General features: G+C 43.5%; 22 protein-coding genes. 4 read left to right on the top strand and 18 right to left on the bottom strand.

Translation table 11 applies throughout. The features are described 5' to 3' along the window. On the top strand, positions 1-3,183 hold the full coding sequence (locus tag GSF04_RS00445) for a multidrug efflux RND transporter permease subunit (protein WP_211857033.1): 3,183 nt from the start codon (positions 1-3) through the stop codon (positions 3,181-3,183). 139 nt (positions 3,184-3,322) lie between these two features. Continuing rightward, positions 3,323-3,691, top strand: a complete 369-nt coding sequence (locus GSF04_RS00440; RefSeq protein ID WP_211857031.1) for an MliC family protein — start codon at positions 3,323-3,325, stop codon at positions 3,689-3,691. Between the two features lie 52 nt (positions 3,692-3,743). On the opposite strand, the gene GSF04_RS00435 is transcribed toward GSF04_RS00440, so the two are convergent. The 18 genes from GSF04_RS00435 to GSF04_RS00350 form a co-directional block, all read right to left on the bottom strand. After that, positions 3,744-4,172 carry a hypothetical protein gene (locus GSF04_RS00435; protein WP_211857029.1) on the bottom strand — a complete coding sequence of 143 codons (429 nt, stop codon included), beginning with the start codon at positions 4,170-4,172 and terminating at the stop codon, positions 3,744-3,746. Between the two features lie 101 nt (positions 4,173-4,273). Further along, positions 4,274-5,185, bottom strand: a complete 912-nt coding sequence (gene secF / locus GSF04_RS00430; protein ID WP_211857027.1) for a protein translocase subunit SecF — start codon at positions 5,183-5,185, stop codon at positions 4,274-4,276. A 1-nt stretch (position 5,186) separates the two neighbouring features. Next, on the bottom strand, positions 5,187-7,019 hold the full coding sequence (gene secD, locus GSF04_RS00425) for a protein translocase subunit SecD (protein ID WP_211857025.1): 1,833 nt from the start codon (positions 7,017-7,019) through the stop codon (positions 5,187-5,189). A gap of 118 nt (positions 7,020-7,137) precedes the next feature. After that, the gene (locus GSF04_RS00420) at positions 7,138-7,614 is read right to left on the bottom strand and encodes a hypothetical protein (protein WP_130127424.1); all 477 of its coding nucleotides are present in this window, start codon (positions 7,612-7,614) and stop codon (positions 7,138-7,140) included. 144 nt (positions 7,615-7,758) lie between these two features. Further along, positions 7,759-8,034, bottom strand: coding sequence for an HU family DNA-binding protein (locus tag GSF04_RS00415; RefSeq protein WP_010377204.1), 276 nt, complete (start codon positions 8,032-8,034; stop codon positions 7,759-7,761). 154 nt (positions 8,035-8,188) lie between these two features. Continuing rightward, a complete protein-coding gene (locus GSF04_RS00410) occupies positions 8,189-8,713 on the bottom strand; it encodes a DUF2878 family protein (RefSeq protein WP_211857023.1) in 525 nt (174 codons plus the stop codon). Continuing rightward, positions 8,685-9,947 carry a cyclopropane-fatty-acyl-phospholipid synthase family protein gene (locus tag GSF04_RS00405; protein WP_211857021.1) on the bottom strand — a complete coding sequence of 421 codons (1,263 nt, stop codon included), beginning with the start codon at positions 9,945-9,947 and terminating at the stop codon, positions 8,685-8,687. Before GSF04_RS00405 ends, GSF04_RS00410 begins: the two co-directional genes overlap by 29 nt. Position 9,948: 1 nt before the next feature. Beyond that, positions 9,949-10,680, bottom strand: a complete 732-nt coding sequence (locus GSF04_RS00400) for a DUF1365 domain-containing protein (RefSeq protein ID WP_211857019.1) — start codon at positions 10,678-10,680, stop codon at positions 9,949-9,951. Further along, entirely contained in the window at positions 10,677-11,930 is a 1,254-nt protein-coding gene (locus GSF04_RS00395) for an FAD-dependent oxidoreductase (protein WP_211857017.1), read from the bottom strand. Before GSF04_RS00395 ends, GSF04_RS00400 begins: the two co-directional genes overlap by 4 nt. After that, positions 11,923-12,639: an SDR family NAD(P)-dependent oxidoreductase gene (locus tag GSF04_RS00390; RefSeq protein ID WP_211857014.1), complete on the bottom strand. Its 717-nt coding sequence runs from the start codon at positions 12,637-12,639 to the stop codon at positions 11,923-11,925. The genes GSF04_RS00395 and GSF04_RS00390 overlap by 8 nt, the downstream gene beginning before the upstream one ends. Then, a complete protein-coding gene (locus GSF04_RS00385) occupies positions 12,636-13,061 on the bottom strand; it encodes a nuclear transport factor 2 family protein (protein WP_039495225.1) in 426 nt (141 codons plus the stop codon). Before GSF04_RS00385 ends, GSF04_RS00390 begins: the two co-directional genes overlap by 4 nt. Positions 13,062-13,067: 6 nt before the next feature. Beyond that, complete coding sequence (gene phrB / locus GSF04_RS00380) at positions 13,068-14,447, bottom strand: deoxyribodipyrimidine photo-lyase (protein ID WP_211857013.1); 1,380 nt, start codon at positions 14,445-14,447, stop codon at positions 13,068-13,070. A 2-nt stretch (positions 14,448-14,449) separates the two neighbouring features. Continuing rightward, positions 14,450-15,409 carry a DUF523 and DUF1722 domain-containing protein gene (locus GSF04_RS00375; protein ID WP_211857012.1) on the bottom strand — a complete coding sequence of 320 codons (960 nt, stop codon included), beginning with the start codon at positions 15,407-15,409 and terminating at the stop codon, positions 14,450-14,452. A gap of 15 nt (positions 15,410-15,424) precedes the next feature. Beyond that, positions 15,425-16,075, bottom strand: coding sequence for a ChrR family anti-sigma-E factor (locus tag GSF04_RS00370; RefSeq protein WP_211857011.1), 651 nt, complete (start codon positions 16,073-16,075; stop codon positions 15,425-15,427). Continuing rightward, positions 16,072-16,692, bottom strand: coding sequence for a sigma-70 family RNA polymerase sigma factor (locus tag GSF04_RS00365; RefSeq protein ID WP_010377183.1), 621 nt, complete (start codon positions 16,690-16,692; stop codon positions 16,072-16,074). Before GSF04_RS00365 ends, GSF04_RS00370 begins: the two co-directional genes overlap by 4 nt. 60 nt (positions 16,693-16,752) lie before the next feature. Beyond that, positions 16,753-17,325 (bottom strand): LON peptidase substrate-binding domain-containing protein, encoded by a 573-nt coding sequence (locus GSF04_RS00360; protein ID WP_211857010.1) that lies wholly within the window; start codon positions 17,323-17,325, stop codon positions 16,753-16,755. An 80-nt stretch (positions 17,326-17,405) separates the two neighbouring features. Then, the gene (locus GSF04_RS00355) at positions 17,406-17,726 is read right to left on the bottom strand and encodes an MGMT family protein (RefSeq protein WP_039495238.1); all 321 of its coding nucleotides are present in this window, start codon (positions 17,724-17,726) and stop codon (positions 17,406-17,408) included. Next, positions 17,692-18,606: a LysR family transcriptional regulator gene (locus tag GSF04_RS00350; protein WP_010605459.1), complete on the bottom strand. Its 915-nt coding sequence runs from the start codon at positions 18,604-18,606 to the stop codon at positions 17,692-17,694. Before GSF04_RS00350 ends, GSF04_RS00355 begins: the two co-directional genes overlap by 35 nt. Positions 18,607-18,706: 100 nt before the next feature. Here GSF04_RS00350 and GSF04_RS00345 point away from each other — a divergent pair, with 100 nt between their 5' ends. Together GSF04_RS00345 and GSF04_RS00340 are read left to right on the top strand one after the other, a co-directional pair. After that, complete coding sequence (locus tag GSF04_RS00345; protein WP_211857009.1) at positions 18,707-19,786, top strand: efflux RND transporter periplasmic adaptor subunit; 1,080 nt, start codon at positions 18,707-18,709, stop codon at positions 19,784-19,786. Position 19,787: 1 nt separating this feature from the next. Next, entirely contained in the window at positions 19,788-22,853 is a 3,066-nt protein-coding gene (locus GSF04_RS00340; RefSeq protein ID WP_211857008.1) for an efflux RND transporter permease subunit, read from the top strand. The last annotated feature ends 11 nt before the right edge of the window (positions 22,854-22,864 follow it).

Below are 22,864 nucleotides of genomic sequence, written 5' to 3'. Positions count from 1 at the left end.
ATGAAATTTTCCCATTTTTTCATTAAGCGCCCTATTTTTGCGGCGATGATGTCGCTTGTGATATTAATCGCAGGGGCCATTTCCCTTTTTCAGCTTCCCGTGAGTGAGTATCCAGAGGTGGTACCGCCGACGGTTGTGGTATCTGCAACCTATCCCGGTGCAAACCCAAAAGTCATTGCTGAAACCGTTGCAACGCCGCTTGAGCAAGAAATTAATGGTGTTGAGAACATGCTGTATATGTTTTCTCAAGCAACCAGTGATGGTCGCTTAACGCTTACCGTGACTTTTGCACTTGGTACTGACTTGGACCGTGCCCAAGTTCAAGTACAAAACCGTGTAAATAGCGCTATTCCAAGGTTACCGCAAGAAGTACAACGTTTAGGGGTTGTGGCTGAGAAGGCGTCACCAGATCTCACTATGGTGGTGCATTTGGTATCGCCAAGTGGCTCGCATGATACAAGCTACCTCTCAAACTATGCCGATATTTATGTCAAAGATCAGATAGCGCGCTTGCCGGGAGTTGGTGATGTAAAACTATTCGGCGGCGGTAAATACGCGTTGCGGATATGGCTAAACCCCGAGCAATTGGCTGAAAGAAACTTAACCGCAAGTGATGTGGTCCGAGCAATTCAACAACAAAACCGCCAAGTAGCAGCTGGCTCTTTGGGTGCTCAACCCACAACCAATGAAAATCAATTCCAAATTCTGTTAAACGTTAAAGGTCGTTTGGCAGATACCAGTGAATTTGACAATATTATTGTTAGCGTATCGAGCGATGGCGCGATCACTAGACTCAAAGACATTGGCCGAGTTGAGCTTGGACAAGATAACTACGCGTTAAGAGCTTTGCTAGATGGAAATGAAGCGGTGGCAATGCCGATTTTCCAGCGTCCTGGTTCTAATGCGATAGAGCTGTCGGATCAGGTGCGTGAAACCATGAAAGAGTTATCGACACGTTTTCCTGAAGGGGTTGAATACGATATCGTTTACGATCCGACAATCTTTGTTCGCGGCTCAATCGATGCGGTAATTTCGACATTATTAGAAGCCATTGTACTTGTGGTATTAGTCGTTATCTTATTCTTGCAAACATGGCGCGCTTCGATTATTCCGCTGGTAGCGGTGCCTGTATCGTTAGTTGGTACCTTTGCTGCAATGCAGTGGCTTGGTGTTTCTATCAATACGTTGTCGTTGTTTGGTTTGGTACTCGCAATCGGTATCGTGGTTGATGATGCCATCGTCGTGGTTGAAAACGTTGAGCGTAATATTGAAAACGGCCTTGCGCCCTTCGAGGCCACTAAACAAGCGATGTCAGAGGTGACAGGCCCTATTATAGCGATTGCATTGGTGCTTTGTGCGGTGTTTATTCCAACTGCTTTTATTACCGGCTTGTCAGGCCAGTTTTACAAACAGTTTGCCCTCACGATCACAATTTCGACGCTGATCTCGGCATTTAACTCATTAACATTATCACCAGCGCTAGCTGCACTACTATTAAAGCCGCACGGTGCTAAACCAGACAAACTCACAGTAGTGTTAGATAAATTGTTTGGTCAGTGGCTATTCAAACCGTTTAATCGCTTTTTTGATAAGGCAGCTCACGGCTATGTCGGACTGGTAAAAAAACTTATTAGACTGAGCACCATTGTTTTAGTGGTTTATTTAGGGTTAATTTTTGCTACTACTAAGTTGTTTAGCACCATCCCTGGCGGCTTTATTCCGCAGCAGGACAAACAGTATCTTGTTGCGATTGCCCAACTGCCAGACGCTGCGAGTTTGGATAGAACAGAAGCCGTTGTACGTGAGATGGAACAAATTGCGCTTCAGACTCCAGGTGTTTTACATTCCGTGTCTTTCCCTGGGCTTTCAGTAAATGGTTTTACAAACAGCCCAAATAGCGGGATTGTATTTGTTGCCCTAGATAAATTTGAAAATCGTACGTCACCAGAGTTGTATGCGTCGTCAATCGCTGCGCAGCTTAATCAGAAGTTTGCCATCATAGATGAAGCGTTTGTCGCGGTTTTCCCACCGCCACCAATACAAGGATTAGGCACCACAGGTGGTTTTAAACTGCAAATTGAAGATAGAGCAAACCTTGGCTTTGAGAAGCTATTCTCTGACTTACAAGCCGTGATCGCAAAAGCACGGCAGCAACCGGAGCTAATGGGACTGTACTCAAGCTTTAGGATCCAAGTACCACAAATGGACATTGATATCGACCGTGAGCAAGCAATGGTGCAAGGCGTACCGCTCGAGGAAGTGTTTAATGCATTACAGATCTATTTAGGTTCAATGTACGTCAATGACTTTAACTTATTTGGTCGCACTTATCAGGTTACCGCTCAGGCTGACGCTAATTTTCGCTCAGATCCTGCACAGATTCTGTCTTACAAAGTAAGAAACAACTACGGTCAAATGGTGCCACTTGGCGCGGTACTCAAAGTCACGCCGACAACGGGGCCTGATCGTGTTATGCACTATAACGGGTATCCTACTGCCGAGTTAAATGGCAGCCCTGCGCCCGGATATTCTTCGGATCAAGCGCAAATGGCAATTGAAGCAGTGCTAAACGAAACGCTTAGCGAAGGCATGGCATTTGAGTGGACTGAAGTCACCTATCAGCAGATCCTCGCGGGTAATGTGATGGTGTATATCTTCCCACTGGTTGTACTCTTGGTATTTATGGTTTTGGCATCGCAATACGAAAGCCTAAAGCTACCATTTGCAATCATCCTCATTGTGCCAATGACCATACTGTCAGCATTGGTTGGGGTGTGGCTAACAGGTGGCGATAATAATATCTTTACCCAGATTGCTCTTATCGTTTTGGTTGCTTTAGCGTGTAAAAACGCAATCCTAATGGTGGAATTTGCAAAAGAAGAGTACGAGCAAGGCAAGACTAATTTAGAGTCAATTATTGAGGCATGTAAACTACGTTTACGTCCTATTTTGATGACGTCAATTGCCTTTACCGCAGGGGTTGTACCTCTGGTACTTGCAACTGGTGCGGGTGCTGAAATGCGCGAAACCATGGGGATTGCAGTATTCTCAGGAATGATAGGGGTTACTTTATTTGGTCTATTGTTTACGCCTATTTTCTTTATGGCGATGACGAAGCGATTATACACGCCAAAAATACGTGAAGCGCAGAGTCCCCCCAATACCATTCCAGTAAAGGATTAATAACTTGTAATCATGTTTAAAGGCCCGTTGGGCCTTTTTTATGCTGCTTTTTATTGCCTTGTAACCACACTATTCACCTTAACTTCATCCGCTTACGCTAAATTATCAGATACCGTCTTTTTCTCGCCGGAGTCTGTTTATGAAATCTCAAATTGCCTTTGCCGCTTTAATTACCACTGTTCTCAGTGCGTGTAGCGAGGACATCTCAAATCGTAAAGTTGAGCTTAGTGAAACACTTAGCCGCTATCAATGTGATAATGATTCGGTGATAAAGGTTGACTACAACGACAGTGATAAGGCAACTGTCCATTTTAACGAACAAGTGGTTAAGATGAAGATTGCTCGTTCAGCCAGCGGTGCAAAATATCAAGGTGATGGGTTTGTGTGGTGGACAAAAAATGACGAAGGTATGTTGCTTAGACAGGAAGAAGATAAAAACAACCGCATCATCGCACGTTGCGAGATGCGGCCCAATGAAACCTTAACAGTGAAGGCGCAATCAAACTGATTATAAATGCTCGTCCCAATAGGCAACGTCACTTATATAGAATTAGGATGTCTTATACCGACAACTTTTCAGGTGTAGCTAAAGTACTTTTTACAAACTCAATGGCAGCGCTTACATCAGCAAATAAAACTTGATCTAATGGCTCTGGCATGCCAATTTCTTTGCGCATTTTTTCAATCTGGCTTTTCGCAATTGCCGACTTCAACACATACGCAGCACTAACACAGCCTAACTGCAAACAGCGCTTCGCTGTGTTTACCAGTAACTTATAGGCTTCTGGTGTCGCAGCTATGGCCTTTTCGGAATAACTTACGTAACCCCATGTCGAAGAATGAATCTCAGTTCGACATTGCTCTAATGCCCTAGAAAAATAATGGATCATAGACTCATTAATATTTCCTTCGAAACAGGCAAAGAGGATATTTTGCTCGGCCCAGAGGGTTACTTTCCCGCACCGAGTTTGATAACTATATTTTGACATTAATCCTTATCCGGCTCCTTTCGAAGTGCGGATTATACATCAGCACGACAAGGTTAAAAAAGAGCAATTGCTACTTTTTTAACCTAAATCGCATATTACGCTTATGGCTCAGCGAGTTGCTGTTTCGCTGCCTCAGATTCTTCTTTTAGGTAGTTGTTAAACGACAAGCCTAAAAACTGCGGTAAAGTTGCGCTAATAGCCAAGGAAGACAAAGTACCAATGAGAATGCCACAACACAACGCCATGGCAAAACTATTAAGTCCTGCACCGCCTAACCACCATATTGCCAACACCGTTGTGAGCGTTGTCAAAGAGGTGATCAGCGTGCGGCTCATTGAATCCTTTATCGCTTGGTCTATGGTATTGCCCACGGGACTGGTTTTCCACTGCTCTTCGAACAAAAGCTCTCTAACTCTGTCACCAATCACAATCGAATCGTTGAGTGAGTAACCAATAATCGCCAGCAGCGCTGCAAGCACGGTTAAGTCAAACTCTACTTGCGTTATTGCAAACAAACCTAGCGTCACAATCACATCATGAAAAAGCGCGATACTTGCGGAGACAGCTAAGCGCCACTCAAATCTAAACGCCAAGTAAATCAATACACTAAGTAATGCGAATATACCTGCAAGGCCACCTTGTTCGATTAACTCATTACCCACCTGCGCACCAAGATAACTGGCGTCTAATACGCTTGCTTGCCATTGTGTTTCAAGTCCTTCTATCCACTGTTTGACGTGTGTTTCATCGGTGGACTGAGGGGTTTGGAAAACTCGCCAGCTACCATCGTTTTGTAGAGAGATTCGCGCATCTTGAACACCAAGATCAGCTAGCTTGTTTTGCATTTCTGTTTGGCTCTGTTGTTTGGGTAAGTCGATAACCGTAACGTAACCGCCGGTAAAGTCTTGGCCTAATACAATGCCTTTTTGGGTGATGGCTATGAGACTTGCAAGGACAAGTAACAATCCAGAAATTAGCCCGACGAATCTCGCCTTTTGCGTTTTACTTGTCATTTTACTTTGCACCTTTACGTGATTTTGAATAAAGAGATTCTGATAACATACCGGAGACGACCACACCGGCGAAAATACTGGTTACTATGCCCAGCGCCAAAGTGATCGCGAACCCTTTTACTGGTCCATAACCGATACCAAGTAGGATAAGAGCAGTTATCATTGTGGTTAAGTTAGCATCGATAATACTCGACATGGCTTGTTGATAACCTTGCTTTAATGCAGTAACCATCGCAATGCCTTTACGCCTTAATTCGCGAACTCGCTCAAAAATAATCACATTGGTGTCGACCGCCATACCGATAGTCAAAACTAGGCCCGCAATGCCGGGTAAGGTAAGTACAACACCAGGAAGCAGCGACATTAATCCAATCAGGCAAACTAAGTTTACCAGTAATGAGGTAATGGCCACTGCGCCTAGCTTGCGATACCATACTGCCATAAACAGCAAAGTTAGGCTTAGCCCTAACGCCAAAGCTTTAAAGCCGCTTTCAATATTCTTTTCGCCTAATGAAGGACCAATGGTTTGCTCTTTCACAATGGTGATTGGGGCGTCAAGAGAACCCGCCCGCAACAATAATGCTAATTCCTGCGCACGTTCCATTGACTGCATATTGGTAATACTGAATCGGGTATTTAATACTTGTTGAATAGTGGCTACTGAAATCACTTCCGTTTTGCGCTTAATCTCTCCTTTTGGATCCGCGTAATATTCGCTGAATACAGTAGCCATTGGCTTACCAACATTGTTTCTAGAAAATCGGTTTATCTTTTCACCGCCTTGAGAAGATAAGAATAGTTGCACTAAAGGCTTTCCGTATTCGTCTCTTCCTGCTGTTGCGGACTCTATTTCATCCCCGCCAAAAATGGCAACTGGGTCGACTGAAACCAAAGCGCCAGATTTATCCTTTAATTTTTGACCTCCCATTTCTTGTAATGCATGAAATGAAAGCTTTGCTGTTGCGCCGATAATACGCTTGGCTTGTTCTGGGTCTTGCACGCCAGGTAGTTCAATTCGTATATAATTAGTGCCTTGACGTTGCGTAACCGCTTCTGTGATCCCGAGTTCCTCAATACGCGAACGTAAAGTAGACAGCGCTTGGGTCATTAACTGCTTATCGAACTCTGCTTTTTTCGCTTCGGCAAAACGGAAATTCACTTTCGTTAAACTGCCTTGCTTATGGGTTGTACTGGTAAATTGTGGATAGAGTTCGCGCAGTGTCGCAGTAAGCGCTACGAGTTCATTTTGCCCTTGCGCTTTAGCAATGACCTCAACCTGCTCGCCACTGATAACTTGAGGAATAGATAGGTTACGATAACGATTTTTGATCCGTAGGCTATTGGCTTCGTCTGCGAGTGACTGCAGTTTATTTTGCGCCGCTTGTTCTGTGTCAACCTTGAGTACGAACAACACACCGCCGTCCAAGTCGAGTCCTAGCTTGATAGGTTTGAGTCCAGTGCTTTCTAACCACTGTGGCATCGTTGAAGCACTAACAACCTTAACACTTAGCTTTGAGTGAGACTCAGCCATATAAGCACGCGCTTCGGCGGTTAGCGTGCGGTTTTCAAGTTCAACTAAGTAGCCACCTTGATGAGACTCGATTTGCTTGACTTTGAATCCCTCTCCTTCTAGCTGAGATTTAAGCTCAGGCAGCGACAGAGACACAACCTCGTTACTACTTGCTTGAATTTGAATCAAATTCTTATTGGGATACAAGTTTGGTAGTGCACAAAGGAGCAACAAGAACACAATAAGCGCAGTAAAAAAGCGTTTTGCACGCGCGGTGGTTCCACGAGGCGTTGATGGCCTCGTTGGCGAATTTATATCTTTCATATTTTTCTCATTATCTATCTGAGCGATACCGATTTGCTAACGAATACTGGTTATACAGACGTTAGGGGGCTGGTATCAAAAACTACTATTTGGGTGCTTTATTGGTAGTAGATAATGATTAAGAGGCGAAGTTGAGACTGCCTTTGAAGGTTAAGTTTGCCGGCTTGCAGTTGTCGATAAAGCCATTATTTGGCCGAGTATCACACATATACCAAGGTACAGGTTTAGGTCTATTGATGTCATAGACTGAGGCCGGTATATATTTTTCTGCTGCAAGCTCAAATACAAGCGCATATTCGGCTTGTTGTTTAGGATGCAGAAAATAACTAGGGTGGCTAGTACGCTCACGTTCCGGCAATAAGCCCTTTTCGTGATGCGTGGTTTCACCACTGAGCTTTATTGGACTCGCAGGACTTGGTTTACTGGGTAACTGATTGGCGTCAGCGAGGCCCTTTTGGGTGATGTTTTCGAAGCTTGTGCTGTGCGTATCGGGAGTATGGGATAAGTGAGTATCAGGCGTTCCTGTCGCGCACGCAGCAGCTACCCATAACAACATGAGTAATGACATAACGGCGAAAAGGTTAAAACGCTTCATGAAAACTGATTAAACAACTTATTAGATAAAAACACGAGATTGGGGCGATAGTAGCAAATTCAAGATAGCGCTATCAATTATAATGAATATGAGAGGCATAAAAAAACCTCCAACTTGGGAGGTTTTTCTTGTCCAGCGAGTGGATTAAGGATTTACTTGGTCTTTTAGGCCTTTACCTGCTTTGAACGAAGGAATGTTCGCAGCTGGGATTTGGATTTCAGCGCCAGTTTGTGGGTTACGACCAGTACGCGCAGCGCGCTCTTTTACTGAGAATGTGCCAAAACCAACTAAAGCAACAGAACCGCCATCTTTTAGTGTGTTAGTTACTGCGCCAGTAAACGCTTCTAAAGCACGGGTTGCCGCTGCTTTTGAAATCTCTGCGTCTGCCGCCATCTTTTCAACTAGTTGAGCTTTATTCATTATTAGATTCCTATAACTTTATAATTTGCCTAAGCAAAACCTATGTTTATGCATTTTGCGTTTATGTGCAACCCCAAAATTGCGAAATTCGACGAAATATTTATTATTTTATTGCGTTTCGCCCCGGATCCTGTGGGTTTGTAATCAAACGCTATCAATTTGCTGGCAACTGCGCAAGCTTTGTACCCCATAAAATGCGATTAAAACTCACTATCAGGTAGAACCCCACACTCCACAGTGCGCCAAATGCTGGCCAAAAAATGTACCAAGGTGTTGAGATAGAAACTACATCAAAGTTAGCTGCACCAAGATAGCTAGGTGGCGCGCAGACCAAAAATACCACTAATAATATCGGCGCTTTGAGCGTTAATAGTTTGGAAAGTGCATTATTTATTGTCAGCACCAATGCTATCCACAAAACCCAAAGCCAAAGCGGAAGTAATTCACTACCTTGGTAACTGAGGAGCTGCGTTTTGACCGCAATTAATTCAATGCTCATTCCTATGGCGGAACCTATGAGTGAAAGCACCAAATTGAGGCGTTTATTTTGGTGTCCTGCGAGCATGACGAGACAACCAACCAACATCAACCAAAGCGCGTCTGCTTGAAAAAAGAATGCAGCAAACCAAATACTTTGGAAGAGTAGCGCGTTAGTAATCCAATGTTTGAGTACAGACATTTGACTGGTATCTTGGTTTTCTGGCGACTAAATGCACGGCACTGGTTGCTCTTTGTTTAAACGCCCCTTCGCAGTAGCATAAATAGAATTGCCAAAGGCGATAAAAGCGTTCATCGAAACGTTTACTATCAAGTGAAGGCCATGCTTTTTCAAACCGAACACGCCAGTCGTTTAGCGTTCTAGCATAGTGCAGACCGATATCATGGAGTTCGTGGACAACCATATCGGTGGAATTTAGGATTTGTTTGCTCATTTCACTCACGGAAGGAAGACAACCGCCAGGAAAAATGTACTGCTGAATGAAATCCGATTGCTTGAGGTAATGTTGATAACGCTGGCAGGCGATGGTAATGGCCTGAATCAGCATCGCGCCTGTCGGTTTTAGCAAGTCATTGCATTTGGCAAAAAAGCCCGATAAATAGGCGTGTCCAACTGCCTCAATCATTTCGATAGACACCAGCTTGTCGTATTGGCCGTCCAATTCGCGATAATCTTGTTTTAGTAGTGTGATGTGCTGCTGCAGCCCTTCTTTTTCAATCAGTGCTTTTACGTAGGCATGCTGCTCTTCAGAAATAGTTGTCGTGGTTATATGGCAGCCGTAGTTTTTAGCAGCGTAAACCGCAAATGCGCCCCACCCGGTGCCAATCTCAACAACTTTGTCTGTTGCCTGAAGATCCAAGCGCTCACAGATTGCGGCTAATTTATGTTGCTGCGCTTCTTCAAGCGATGCCTCCTTTGAGGGATACACTGCGCTAGAGTACAGCATTTCTTCACTTAAAAATGATTCATACAGGTCGTTACCAAGGTCGTAGTGGGCGACAATGTTACGCTTTGAGCCTTGTTTTGAGTTTTTATTTTTAAGGTGCTTTATCTTATTCGCAATGCCGGAGAAAAATGCAAACTTATTTTCAAAGGCATCCAGCTGAGCTTGGTTTAGGACGAAGATCTCAATCAGTTTGGTTAAATCCGAACAACTCCAGTGACCAAGAATGTATGATTCACCCGCTCCGACACTGCCGCCAAGTGCAAATAGCTTATACATTTGCGCTGAATGAACTTGAATATCAACGCTTAGGCTTGTTTCTGACTCACCAAAACAGTATTTTTGGTCGCCTTCGACAAGTACCACTTTTCCGGTTTCTAAGGTGCTCAACGCGCCAAAGACGAGCTTTTTATACAATCTGTCGAATGTAGAAGGCGAAATTGATGAGGATATTGTCGTGGTATTTTCCATCTTATACTCTTCCGGGGTGCCCAACAAAAGGCACTTTTTTTAAAAATAACTTCAACGCTTGCCAGTAGATGCCTTTAGCTATGCTCCATGTCATTGCAGGAAACTGCTTAAGCAATTGATTAATATTTGCTTCATTGAGCTCCTGCTTTTTGAGCGTCATCGTGGCATCAAATAGCAATTCGTCACCTTTTCTGTTTTCAATATGGATTAGCGTATTGCTACCGGGTGGCTTCACTTTCCAATGGTAGTGCATATCCAAATTCATAAAAGGTGATACGTGAAATTGCTTTTTAAAGTTCACTTCTTTATTTAATTCAACTAAATAAAAATGACGCTCATTCCAAGGCGTGTTACTGACTTCTGCGAGCATATGGCTAAAACCAGCCCCCTTCTCGTCTTCAAAAAAGTAGAAATTAACCGGACTGAAGTAAAAGCCTAAACAGCGTATTTGCGCCATTAAATATACTTTGGTTTGTGATGAAACGGGTTTGCCTAGCGCATTTGACTTAGCACGTGCGCGCTCAACCAAGCTTTCGCCTTCTGCGAGGATATAGTCAGCTTGATTGAATTTAAGCAGTTTTAAGCCGGATGTACCAAGCTTTGACGAAATATTATTGAGTGCATCGAGCTCACTTAAATCTAGCCACATCATATACATGGGGTAAGAGAAAGCATGCCCGGCATGAGCGAATCGCCGATGCCGAACTTTACCAACCAGTATTGCACTATTCAAAATGAGATACCCAATTGCTCGGCCACATCTACCGCACTTTTCACCCCATCTTCATGAAAGCCGTTGAACCAGTACGCACCACAAAAATAACTATGGTGTTTACCATCAATATCGGCTTTACGTTTTTGGGCCGCAATGCTGGTGGTATTGAAAACCGGATGATGATAAACAAAGCGACGGATCACTTTGTCTTCAGCTATCCCTTCATCGTGATTTAACGTGACACAGTATTGATGTTTAGCGTCAAACCCTTGCAGTATGTTCATTTGATAGGTGACGACAGCGGCTTTGTCCGTCGCTTCGTTTAACAAATAGTTCCAACTGGCCCACGCCAGCGGACGTTTTGGCAATAAACGGGTGTCGGTGTGCAGCACTACAGAGTTCGCAGTATAAGGTATCGCACCAAGTATCGCTTGTTCATCACTCGATGGGGTATTTAGTAATGCTAATGCCTGATCGCTATGACATGCAAAGACGACTTTATCGAAGTACTCATTACTACCATCTTTGAAGATGATGGTCACACCAGCCTCATCACGAACTACTGTCTTGATGTCGGCATTAAGCACAATATTGTCTTTAAATTCTGCCACCAATGGTTGAATGTATTCCCTCGAACCACCTGGGATAACATACCATTGAGGGCGATTTGTGATGTCCAAGAGCCCATGGTTGAAGAAAAACTGGACAAAGAATTTAGCTTCAAAGTCGAGCATCTCTTTGATACTGGTTGACCAGATAGCTGCGCCCATTGGCAAGATGTAGTGCAGCTTAAAAAACGCATTAAATTGGTGTTGCTGTAGCAGTTTGCCAAGTGTTTCAACACCTCGATAGTCGTCTTTTTCATACAATGACTTACAAAGACCGTTAAAGCGCACAATATCCTTTAGCAATCGCCAAAAGGTTGGTCTCAATAGGTTACGCTTTTGTGCAAATAACGTGCGAAGTGAATGGCCATTGTATTCAAACTTCGATTGACTGTTGTGAACACTAAAGCTCATTTCAGTCTCTTGGCGACTAACACCAATTTCAGCTAGCAATTTTTCAAACTTTGGATAGGTTCTGTCGTTAAATACGATAAAGCCGGTATCAACCGCGAGCTTTTCACCTTGGTATTCAACATCAATAGTTGCCGTATGTCCGCCAATATAATCATTTTTTTCAAAGACTTTCACGTCATATTGACGACTTAACAGGTATGCTGCGGTCATACCTGAAATACCGCTTCCAATTATTGCAATCTTAGCCACGGGCTATCCTTTTTGCGAGAGGTAACCACAACGAAAACGGCAGTAACCTGAGAAGTTTTAAAAATAGAGTAAACCTTTTTGGGAAATGTATTTCCTTGCTGCGCTTTTCTATTCCTTTGCTAATGTAACCCACGGCCTCATCGACACTTACAATAAATGGCATCGGAAAGTCGTTTTTATCTGTCAACGGCGTCTCTACAAAGCCTGGGTGAACTAAGGTCACATCAATGTCTTTTAATGTTGCTGTTAGAGTGCGAGCTAAATAGCTGACAGCCGCTTTCGACGCACCGTACGCTTCGGCGCGAGGCAAAGGTAAAAATGCACTGCTGGAACTTACGATGCAAAGTTGCCCGCCTGATTTCATTTTTGGCAGTAAAACGTCTAGGCAGTGGCCGATTGAGATGACGTTGATATGCATTACTCGCTCAAACAAATGGCCGTCAAATTGGTTGGGATTATCGATATACTCACAACCACCTGCGTTGAGGATCACAAGATCCAAGCCGTCAATATCTTTGAAGTTATCTTCTATCTCTTCGCGGTTTGTTAAATCAAATGCTTTGCTCTTTGCACCTACGCTGCTTTCTAATTCGTCTAACACTTTTTGGTTGCGGCCACAAGCAGTTACTTGATGTGACTGTTTTGCATAAAATTCCGTAAGACCTTTACCTATCCCTGATGTTGCGCCAGTAATTAAGATGTTGCTCATGCCGTGATCCTTTTATCTAAAAGCCGAATAACACCACCGAGTAGTGGAACTTGGCGATACAGCATTTGCGCACTATCAAAGTAATCACGATGTTGCGCCACTTTTTCGCCAATAAAACTCAAGCGGCTATGACCATCGACTTCTATAAGCTTACCGCCGTTTAACTTGGGATGTTGGTAGGACATAGTCCAGTAGATAAAGCTGACGTCATCAACTTGATAGGCGTTCGTAACAAGAAATTCGATTTCAGAGACATTTTCATATAACCCTTGAAAATAACTCGTTAGCGCATCAAGTCCTTGAATTTTATGTAAAGGATCTACGAAACTGATGTCCTCAGTGTAAATTGAAGCCAATTTACCGAGACAGTATTTGTCTATTTCATTATAAATTGCCACGAATCGCTGCGTTCTGTGATCCATACCTATTTAAACCTTAAATGCGTCAAGTGCTCTTGCCCTTGCTTCTTTATGATCAACCAGCGGCTCTACATAGTCATCCTTTCCGCCAAATGCCGCTAAATAGTCATGGGGAAAATGAATATGCTTTGCTGGAACATTTTTTAATTCAGGCACATATGTACGAATAAAGGAACCATCGGGATCAAACTTTTCGCTCTGCGTGATGGGATTAAAAATACGGAAATAAGGCTGGGCGTCACACCCCGTACTTGCAGCCCACTGCCAGCCACCATTATTACTGGCAAGGTCGCCATCTATTAACTTTGACATAAAATAAGCTTCACCTTTTCGCCAGTCGATGAGCAAGTGTTTGGTTAAAAAGCTGGCAACAATCATGCGTAGCCGATTGTGCATCCAGCCAGTTTTATTGAGCTGACGCATTGCCGCATCGACAATCGGGTAGCCAGTTTGACCATTACACCAGAGCTTAAACGCTTGGCTGTCGTCACGCCATCTAACCGCGTTATATTTATCATTAAAATTAAAACCTTTACATAAACGCGGAAAAGCGACGATAAGATGGCGATAAAATTCACGCCAAATGAGTTCGTTCACCCAACAAAACTCTGGCTTACTTGGGTTTTCAAGCACTTCAGGGTGATGAAGTTGGATCTGTGCGATGAGCTGCTTGGGCGACACAATGCCTAATGCCAAATATGGGCTGAGCCCCGAAGTTCCTTTGATTGCAGGGAAATCACGGTCATCTTGGTAGTCTGCTAGTTTGTCCTTAATAAAACGATTTACAATCGTGACAATGGCATTATCATCCACTGGCCACTTTTCAGATCCATTGGTCAACTCGAAGAAAGTTGGCTTTTTGAAGTTTGCTTCATGTTGCTTACCCAATGGCCAGCTACTGAAATGAAATTGCTGCCCCACAAAACGTTTTAACCATGCTTTTTTAAAGGGGGTAAACACCTTGAACATCTCACCGGAGCCCGTAAGCACAGAGCCCGGTTTGGCAACGAGATCGCCATCGAATAATTTTAACGTGATCACAGTTTCACACGCTTCATCGCGGGCCACTTCATTTACTTCGTACTCTTTATTTGCATATAAGCAATCAATGCCTTTATCGTCACAAACAACTTGAAGCTGCGCCGGCAGCTCAGCGAATGTGCTCGCTTCAATGATATGTAGCGTAATGCCAAATTCACTAAGCTGGCTGCCAAGCTCAAGCAATCTGCGCTCAAGTAGGTCGAGCTGAATACTGGCTACGTTGTGTGATTGCCACTGTGGCTTACAATAAAAAAAGAGCGCATCGCGTGCGCCCTCATTCACGGCTTCAATCAAAGCCTCATTGCCGTAAACCCTGAGATCACGGCGAAACCAAAAAGCTGTTTTCATTATTAAATTCCGAATCTTAAACGCAGTTCGTTGGGGTATGGGTCAAAGTATACTTGGCTTTGCAAATACGCTTTAGGGTGCACAGTAAGGTGATGCTTGAGCAATGTCAGCGGTACATATAAAGGTACAATACCTTTGCGATATTGATCTATTGCACTGCACATCTCTTGTTTCTCGATACTCGAAAGCTCGTTCTTAAAATACCCCTGTAGATGCGTTAGCGTGTTTGCTTGATTTTTGCGATTGGCAGGCTTGCTCAGTGCTGACATCAAACCACTGATGTATTTATGTTTCAGCGTCTCTCTATCCAATTGTTTGCCATCACCGAGTAGACGCCCTAAATCTTTATAGGCTTGGTAATTATGGCTCATCAACAGATATTTGTGCTTGGCGTGAAAATTCGTCAGCTCGTGTAGACCGATGTTTTCCGATTGAGTTAGTTCCTGCCAGCTTTTGTAGACGAATACCCGCATTACGAAGTTTTCTCTGAGATGCATGTCATTCAATCTGCCATTTTCCTCGCAAGGTAAAAGCGGATTGTGTTTTATGATTTGCTCAGCAAAAATACCAATACCTTCAGATGTATTACCTGTTCCTGCTTCGTTATAAACCTTAACACGCTCCATTCCGCAGCTTGGGCTTTTGGCGCAAAACACAAAGCCGGAAAGGCTTTGTGTCTGTGAGGTTGCAACCTTTTCGCCAAACTCCTTAAGCTTTGGTGCGACATCTTCTTTACCGTCGGGGCGACTAACTTTGATAATGTCGCCTACACGGATCTGTCTGATGGTTGGTCTTGGAATTGGCATGCCTATCGCAACTTCCGGGCAAAAGCGCACATACTCAACATGTTCGGCGAATTCATCCATACAAAAGTTTGAACGCTTGTGGCCTGAATCAAATCGTACTTTGTCTCCAGCCAAACACGCGCTAATGCCAATTTTTATTGGTGATGAAAATTTCATTTCGCAACTATTCCTTTAATAAATCAACTTACCAATTGGGTTTAACAGCTTACTTAACCCTTTATTAAAGTGTAGTGCACTGCTTACCACGGTAAAGCACAGGCAGCCTTCTTTAGTGCGCGGAGAATGATTATGTTTGCCGTCTTGCCAAATAAAGTCGCCCGGTACGTATTCCCCAGCTTCATCTGCAAAATCGCCGTCAAGTAACAAGGTGATCTCAAAGCCCGTGTGGGTGTGCTCTGGAATTTCGCCTTCCGCACCAATTTGTAAAAGACTTGAGCGTAAGTCGCCATCTTCTAGCAATAACCGAGAGCGGGCGATTTTGCCTACACCTGAAAACTTGGTGCGATCGATATTCGCAATAGCCCGAGGTAACTGAACATCCCTGCCCTGATAGTTAAATGTGGGTTGGATATATTCTTTCACTTCGTCTATTTCATCATCCAGTGTTATCGCTTGCATCATTGCCTCAAAATCGCTGCTTAGTGCAGAGTCCATATCTCCTCCAAGCTGAACTCTCGCTTCTTGCGCTTCAAGCTGTTGGGTCTTTTTCTGGCAACAAGGGCATAGTTCGACATGTGCTGCAATTGCGACACTGATACTTGCAGGCAAATTACCTTCAACAAATTGGCTTAATAATGAATCATTAGGGTGATGCTTAATCATGCTTGATCTCCCATCTCTGCGCGAAGTTTCTGTAAAGCAAGCCGTAAACGTGACTTAACTGTCCCGACAGGTATATTAAGATGCTCTGCCAATTGTTCTTGAGACATTTCTTGAAAGTACACGCCTTTGACTATGTCTCGTTGTGCTGGCGGCAACTTATTGATGTATTTTTGAATTTGCGCCGTTTGCAAGTGGTCTTGAAAACCGTCGTCGTCAGCCTGTGAATCTTGAATTATCGGCCAGATGTCTTCGCTGATGTGTTCTTCTTTATTACTCTTCATTTTACGCAATGCATCGAATGACGCGTTACGCATTACGGTATAGATCCACGTTGTGGCTGCGCCTTTGTCATGATGATAAAGGTGTGCTTTACGCCACACTGACGTCATCGTGTCTTGTACGAGCTCCATCGCTTGGGCGTCATTACCAAATTGCTTCACACCAAAGCGCCTGATTTTTGGCGCAAAGTACTCAAACAAGAACGCAAAAGCTTTGCGATCTCGTTTTTCTGCAACCTTAACTAAAGCGTCCGATAACGCTTGAGAGGGAGTTTCTTGCACTGCTTTGCGAGTTCCTGACTGAACGTTGCAATCGGTAGATTGCTGTTGGCCTAACATAGCTCACCTTCCAATTTATAATTATAAGCTGTAGTACGCTGGAAAACTTGGCATGGATCACTATTTCTCATCTAATACAGTATGTAAGAACTCTGCCACCTGTTCAAATGTTTGTGCTTGTTTTATTTTCAGTTTTTGAGTCATAGAGATAGGTAAGATTTCTAGCCAACGATAAGCAACCCAAAGAGGTTGAGTAAAATGCTTGTCGCGGTACAAATCATCAAGGATTGGGTTGGCGATAAAAACACTCTGAAGCTTATCAACAAGAGTTTTGTCAACTAGACTAAATGCTTCCTCGCTACATTGCCATGGCGGCCCATCAATAACGTCACAATCGCCATAACGTAAAGATTGTGAGTCTACTTCCACATTACTGATCGCGACGCGCGATAGTGCCTCAACATCAATGAGCAGCTGACCATCATCATCTTGTGAAAAGTCGACGATTTTAACGTGCACGCCTTCTTTTGACACATTGTTCGGCGTATCCGCGAGGTATGGGCACAACACAAAACCTTGCTCTGTTTTCGCGGCCTCTTTTACCATATATAAATAGCGCTGCTCAAAGATCCGCAAGCGGGTGAACCCGCCTGGAAGCAAGAATATTGGCAATGGAAATAAAGCGAGTTTCATAATTCCCGTTCAAATATACAAAAACTAACGATAATTACGACTGCCCTATTTATCTGGATCAGTTGACGCTAAATTTATGACTATTCCCAAACACAGTGTTTAGCTATCACGTTACTATTTGAGAATGTGACGCCCTCAGCTTGCAAGCGCGATTTTTGCTCTTGAAATTTACTACTGTCTTGAGGAAATGAAATACGCCGTTGGCTATTTACTACTCTGTACCATGGTAACGTTGAACCTTGCGGTAGGTTTTTTAATAACTGGCCTACTTTTCTGGCATGTTTTGGGGAGCCAGCTAATCTCGCTATTTGCCCATACGACGCAACTTTTCCAAATGGGATACCGCCGATTACGGTGAAGACTTTTTCAGCGAGTTCTTGCTGAGGATTGCTGCTTTTCATATTGAATATTTAACTCTTTTAATTTATCCCAAAAATATCTTGCTACTGGCCCATGGTGGGAAATATGCAAACGATACGCGTGGATCTCGGCTTCAAACTCATCCTTTCTATCAAACACCCTCACTTGTTGCAAAACACCAGACTCTAATTCTTCTCTACAAAGGTCAAGGCCGATTAGGGCATAGCCCATACCTTGCAATAAGTATCTTTTTATTGCCAGTGCGTCATCGAGTTTCATGACATTGTTACTGTTTCTGTATGCCAAGCGCTCACTGTCAAACTTGAATTTACTTTCTTTCATTGCAAGAGATGGGTATTGCGCAAGCTCCGAAAAACTAAGCTCTGGTGGCATATAGCCCGTTAATGAGACTAAGCCTAATTTTACGTGTCCAATCGGCATTGATTCTAAATCGCCAGTTGAATGAAAAAGATCAAACCAAGGGCCAATGCCAAGGTTTGCAATCCCCTGTGTGACTTGCTCAAGCGCAAAAAAACGTTTACCACTTGAGATGTTCATTTCAGTTGCGGGAAACTTAATGAAGGCATTGCCTAATACTTGATCAATCTGGTTTTGATATACGATCGGTTCGTAACAGATGTTAAAGCTTGGTTCATTACCCGCCGCGAATTCAGTCGCGAGTAATGACAAATCTCTATGATGATTAAGCAATTTTTCGGCTTCAAAATAAAATCGACGACCTTGCTCTGTTAACACATTGCGATATTTCTCACGCTCAAAAAGGGCAAATCCCAAAGATTGTTCTAATCTTTTAATTGATTGAGAGACCGCAGGCTGCGTCTTATGAAGCTTATTTGCAGCTTCGGTAAGGCTAGGCGCTTCAACAACGGTGCAAAACGCTGCTAAGTCCGAAATCTTCATAAATAAATCTTATGCAGTATAGAATGTTTTATAATTTTTATTTTATATGTAATTCCATTATTCTGCACGCATTAAAATTGACGTTGTCATGGAGAACAATATGTTAAGAGTGTTTTCTGGAATTGTGCTGGCTACCCTATTAGTGGGCTGCCAAGAGCAAGCAGAACAAGCCCCAACAGAAGCCCCTAACCGACCAGTTAAAATTCATACGGTTTCGGATCCTAATAGCAGCACGCTTCGTAGTTTCCCTGCTGAAGTGGTGGCAAACCAAGGCTCCTACCTAGCCTTTCGTGTGAATGGTGAACTTATCGAGTTTCCAGTTCTCGCAGGTCAAGATGTACAAAAAGGGCAATTGCTTGCAAAGCTTGATCCTGAAGATTTCAACCTGCAATATGAACAACGTAAAGCCCAATTTGAACTGGCTAAATCGCAGTTATCGAGAATCGAACCGTTATTTGAAAAAGGCATAGCGACTAAAGCTGAGTTTGATAAAGCAAATGCAGACAAGCAAGTTGCGGAGTCTGCATTTAAAATTGCTAAAACAAACCTCGAATATAGCGAACTTAGAGCACCGTTTAGTGGTACTGTTGCCAAGGTATTTGTCAAAAATTACGAAAACGTCGTAGCAAAGCAAAATATTCTTCGCCTTGAAACACGCGATATGATGGATGTGGTTATTCAAGTTCCTGAGCGCATCGTTGCACGTGTTGATAAAGATTCTGATTACAAACCGACCGTTGTTTTTGATGGCTACCCAAGTAAGTCTTACCCGCTTACGATTAAGGAATGGGATACGCAGGCAGACCCTGCAACCTTAACCTACAAAGTCGTATTTAGTCTTCCAATCCCCGAGGACTTTAATTTGTTCGCAGGTATGACTGGCCATGTTTACGTCGACCCAAGCAAAATTACGAACCGTGAAAATACGGCAATTATCGTACCTAACCAAGCAGTATTCTCCGATAAAAAGCAAGGCACAGAGGGAAATAGTTACGTATGGGTATATCAAAGCGATAAACAGACCGTCACAAAACGCGAAGTCACCGTGGGCCAACTGAATCATACCGGTATTGAGGTATTGTCGGGTCTTGAACCTGGTGAAGAAATTATTGCTGCGGGCGTGCATTACTTGCAAGAAGGCGCAAAAGTGAGACCTTGGACTAAAGAAAGAGGTCTGTAATATGAGTTTAGCCAAATGGTCAATTGAGAATAAGGTAATCAGTTGGATGTTTGCCTTGCTCCTGCTTATTGCTGGGGCGGTATCCTATTTGGGCTTAGGCCAACTAGAAGATCCTGAATTCACACTAAAAAAAGCCATGGTCGTGACCATGTATCCTGGAGCATCACCACAACAAGTGGAAGAGGAAGTCACCTTCCCGATTGAAAATGCAATTCAGTCTCTGCCGTATGTTGATTATGTTACTTCAATTTCTTCTCCTGGTAAGTCGCAGATCACTGTTGAGATGAAGAGTAAGTACCGTAAGAAAGACTTACAACAGATCTGGGATGAGCTGCGCCGTAAAGTAAATGATCTCTCGCCGAAGCTACCGCCAGGTGTTAGGCCGCCAAGCGTTATCGATGATTTTGCTGATGTTTACGGTGAACTCTACGCGATCACTGGCGAAGGCTATTCGTATGATGAGCTAAAAGACTACGTTGATTTTTTAAAGCGCGAATTAGTGCTAGTTGAAGGTGTGAGTAAGGTCACTGTTGCGGGTGAGCAGCAAGCACAAGTGATCGTCGAAATATCAACACAAAAACTGTCACAACTTGGCATTGCGCCTAGCTACATTTTCTCGTTGCTACAAGCTCAAAATACGGTATCTAATGCGGGTAAAATACGAGTTGGAGACGAGTCTATTCGCCTGCACCCTACTGGTGAGTTTACAGACGTTGCTGAGCTAGAGGGGTTACTTATCTCAAAGCCCGGTGCCAAAGAACTTATTTATTTGGGTGATGTGGCAAAAGTGACACGCGAGTATGCGGAAGTGCCGAATCATATTACACGTTTTGATCAAAAGCGTGCCTTGCTGGTTGGGGTTTCTTTTACCTCTGGTGTAAATGTTGTTGAGGTGGGTAAAGAAATTGAACATCACTTACAGCAACTAGAATATCAGCGCCCATACGGTATTACGATCAACACGGTTTACAATCAACCAACAGAAGTAGAAACCTCTGTCGACGGTTTCATCGTTAGCCTTTTAGAGGCCGTTGCCATTGTAATTATCGTTCTGCTTATCTTTATGGGTGTAAAGAGTGGTATTTTAATCGGCGGTATTTTGCTTATTACTGTGCTAGGTACCTTTATCTTTATGAAGATATTCGCCATTGATTTACAGCGTATTTCATTAGGTGCTTTGATCATTGCACTGGGGATGCTAGTCGATAATGCCATTGTAGTGACTGAAGGCATTTTGATTAATATTAAACGGGGTCAATCTAAAGTAAAAGCTGCTGTGAACATTGTTGAACAGACAAAATGGCCACTTCTTGGCGCAACCGTTATCGGGATCACCGCTTTCGCGCCGATTGGTTTAAGCTCAGATGCCAGTGGTGAATTTGCTGGTTCTTTATTTTGGGTGTTGTTAATTTCATTACTATTAAGCTGGGTAACGGCAATCACACTGACGCCATTTTTTGCCAATATGATGTTTAAAGGACCGAAGGAAAAGTCATCAGATACCAGCGAAGAAGACGATCCCTATAAAGGTGTGATCTTCACCGTGTATAAATCCATGCTTACCTTCTGCCTTAAAAATCGCGCTATTACCATTATTTCTATGGTACTGCTATTAGTCGCTGCAGTTGTTGGCTTTAAATCGGTTAAGCAGTCCTTCTTCCCGGCTTCAAATACACCGATGTTCTATGTGGATTATTGGCATTATCAAGGTGCAGATATACGCAGCACGGCGAAAAATGTTGAGAAAATTGAATCCTTTTTACTGGCCGACCCTATGGTTAACGAAGTAACAGCAACGATTGGTCAAGGTGCGCCTCGTTTTATGTTGACCTATTCGCCGGAAAAACAATATGACGCTTATGGTCAGTTAATTGTACGTGTAAAAGACCGAGAAGCAGTAGTGGCTATGATTGCTAAGCTTCGCGATTATGAGCTTGAAAATGAGCTAGACGGGCGTCTCAAAATAAAGCGCATGGAAATTGGTCCTTCAACCGACGCAAAAATCGAGGCTAGGTTCTCGGGACCAGATCCTGTTGTGTTACGCCAATTAGCCGAAGAAGCTAAAGGTATTATCAGCCAAGACGATAAAGCGTTTAATATTCGTGATAACTGGCGACAAAGAACCAAGTTGATCCGCCCACAGTTTAATGAATTGAAGGCGCGTCGTTTGGGGATCAGTAAATCTGACTTAGATCAGTTGCTACTGACTTCGGTGTCAGGTAACAAGGTAGGGTTATATCGAGATGGTACGCAACTGTTGCCTATCATTGCACGCTCTCCTGAGGAAGAGAGGCTCAATGTTGAAAATCTCGGTGACTTACAAATATTCAGCCCTGTCCTTAGCGTTTACGTGCCAGTTTCACAAATCGTGGATGACTTTAGTGTCACTTGGGAAGATAGCCTGATCATGCGCCGCGACCGCAAACGTACCATCACGGTAATGGCTGATCATGACGTGATAGGTGATGAAACCCCAGCGAAGTTATTTGCAAGAGTGAAGGCGGGTATCGAAGCCATTGAACTACCCCAAGGGTACGAGATGCAATGGGGCGGCGAGTATGAGTCGTCAAGCAAAGCGAAGAAAGCTATTTTTGGCTCATTACCAATCGGCTATTTAGCGATGTTTATGATCACTGTATTGCTCTTTAACTCTGTGAAAAAGCCATTAGTGATCTGGTCTACAGTGCCGCTTGCTATTATTGGGGTAACGGCAGGCCTTGTATTACTGCAAGCACCATTTAGCTTTATGGCGCTGCTAGGCTTGCTAAGTTTATCCGGCATGTTGATTAAAAATGGTATTGTACTGATGGATCAAATAAATATCGAAATTGACTCTGGTAAGTCCCCTTACCAAGCGGTATTTGATTCTGGTGTGAGTCGTGTAAGGCCGGTGTCTATGGCTGCTATCACAACCATACTGGGTATGATCCCGCTATTATTTGACGTGTTCTTCCAATCCATGGCGGTCACCATTATGTTCGGTCTTGGTTTTGCGACCATACTGACGTTGATTGTATTACCTGTGTTACATTGCGTGTACTTTGGTATCGAGCAACCAAAAGACTAGTTGAATAACAT

This window comes from Pseudoalteromonas sp. A22, from assembly GCF_018141345.1.
GTDB lineage: Bacteria > Pseudomonadota > Gammaproteobacteria > Enterobacterales > Alteromonadaceae > Pseudoalteromonas > Pseudoalteromonas maricaloris.
This window is presented reverse-complemented; position numbering and strand designations above follow the sequence as displayed.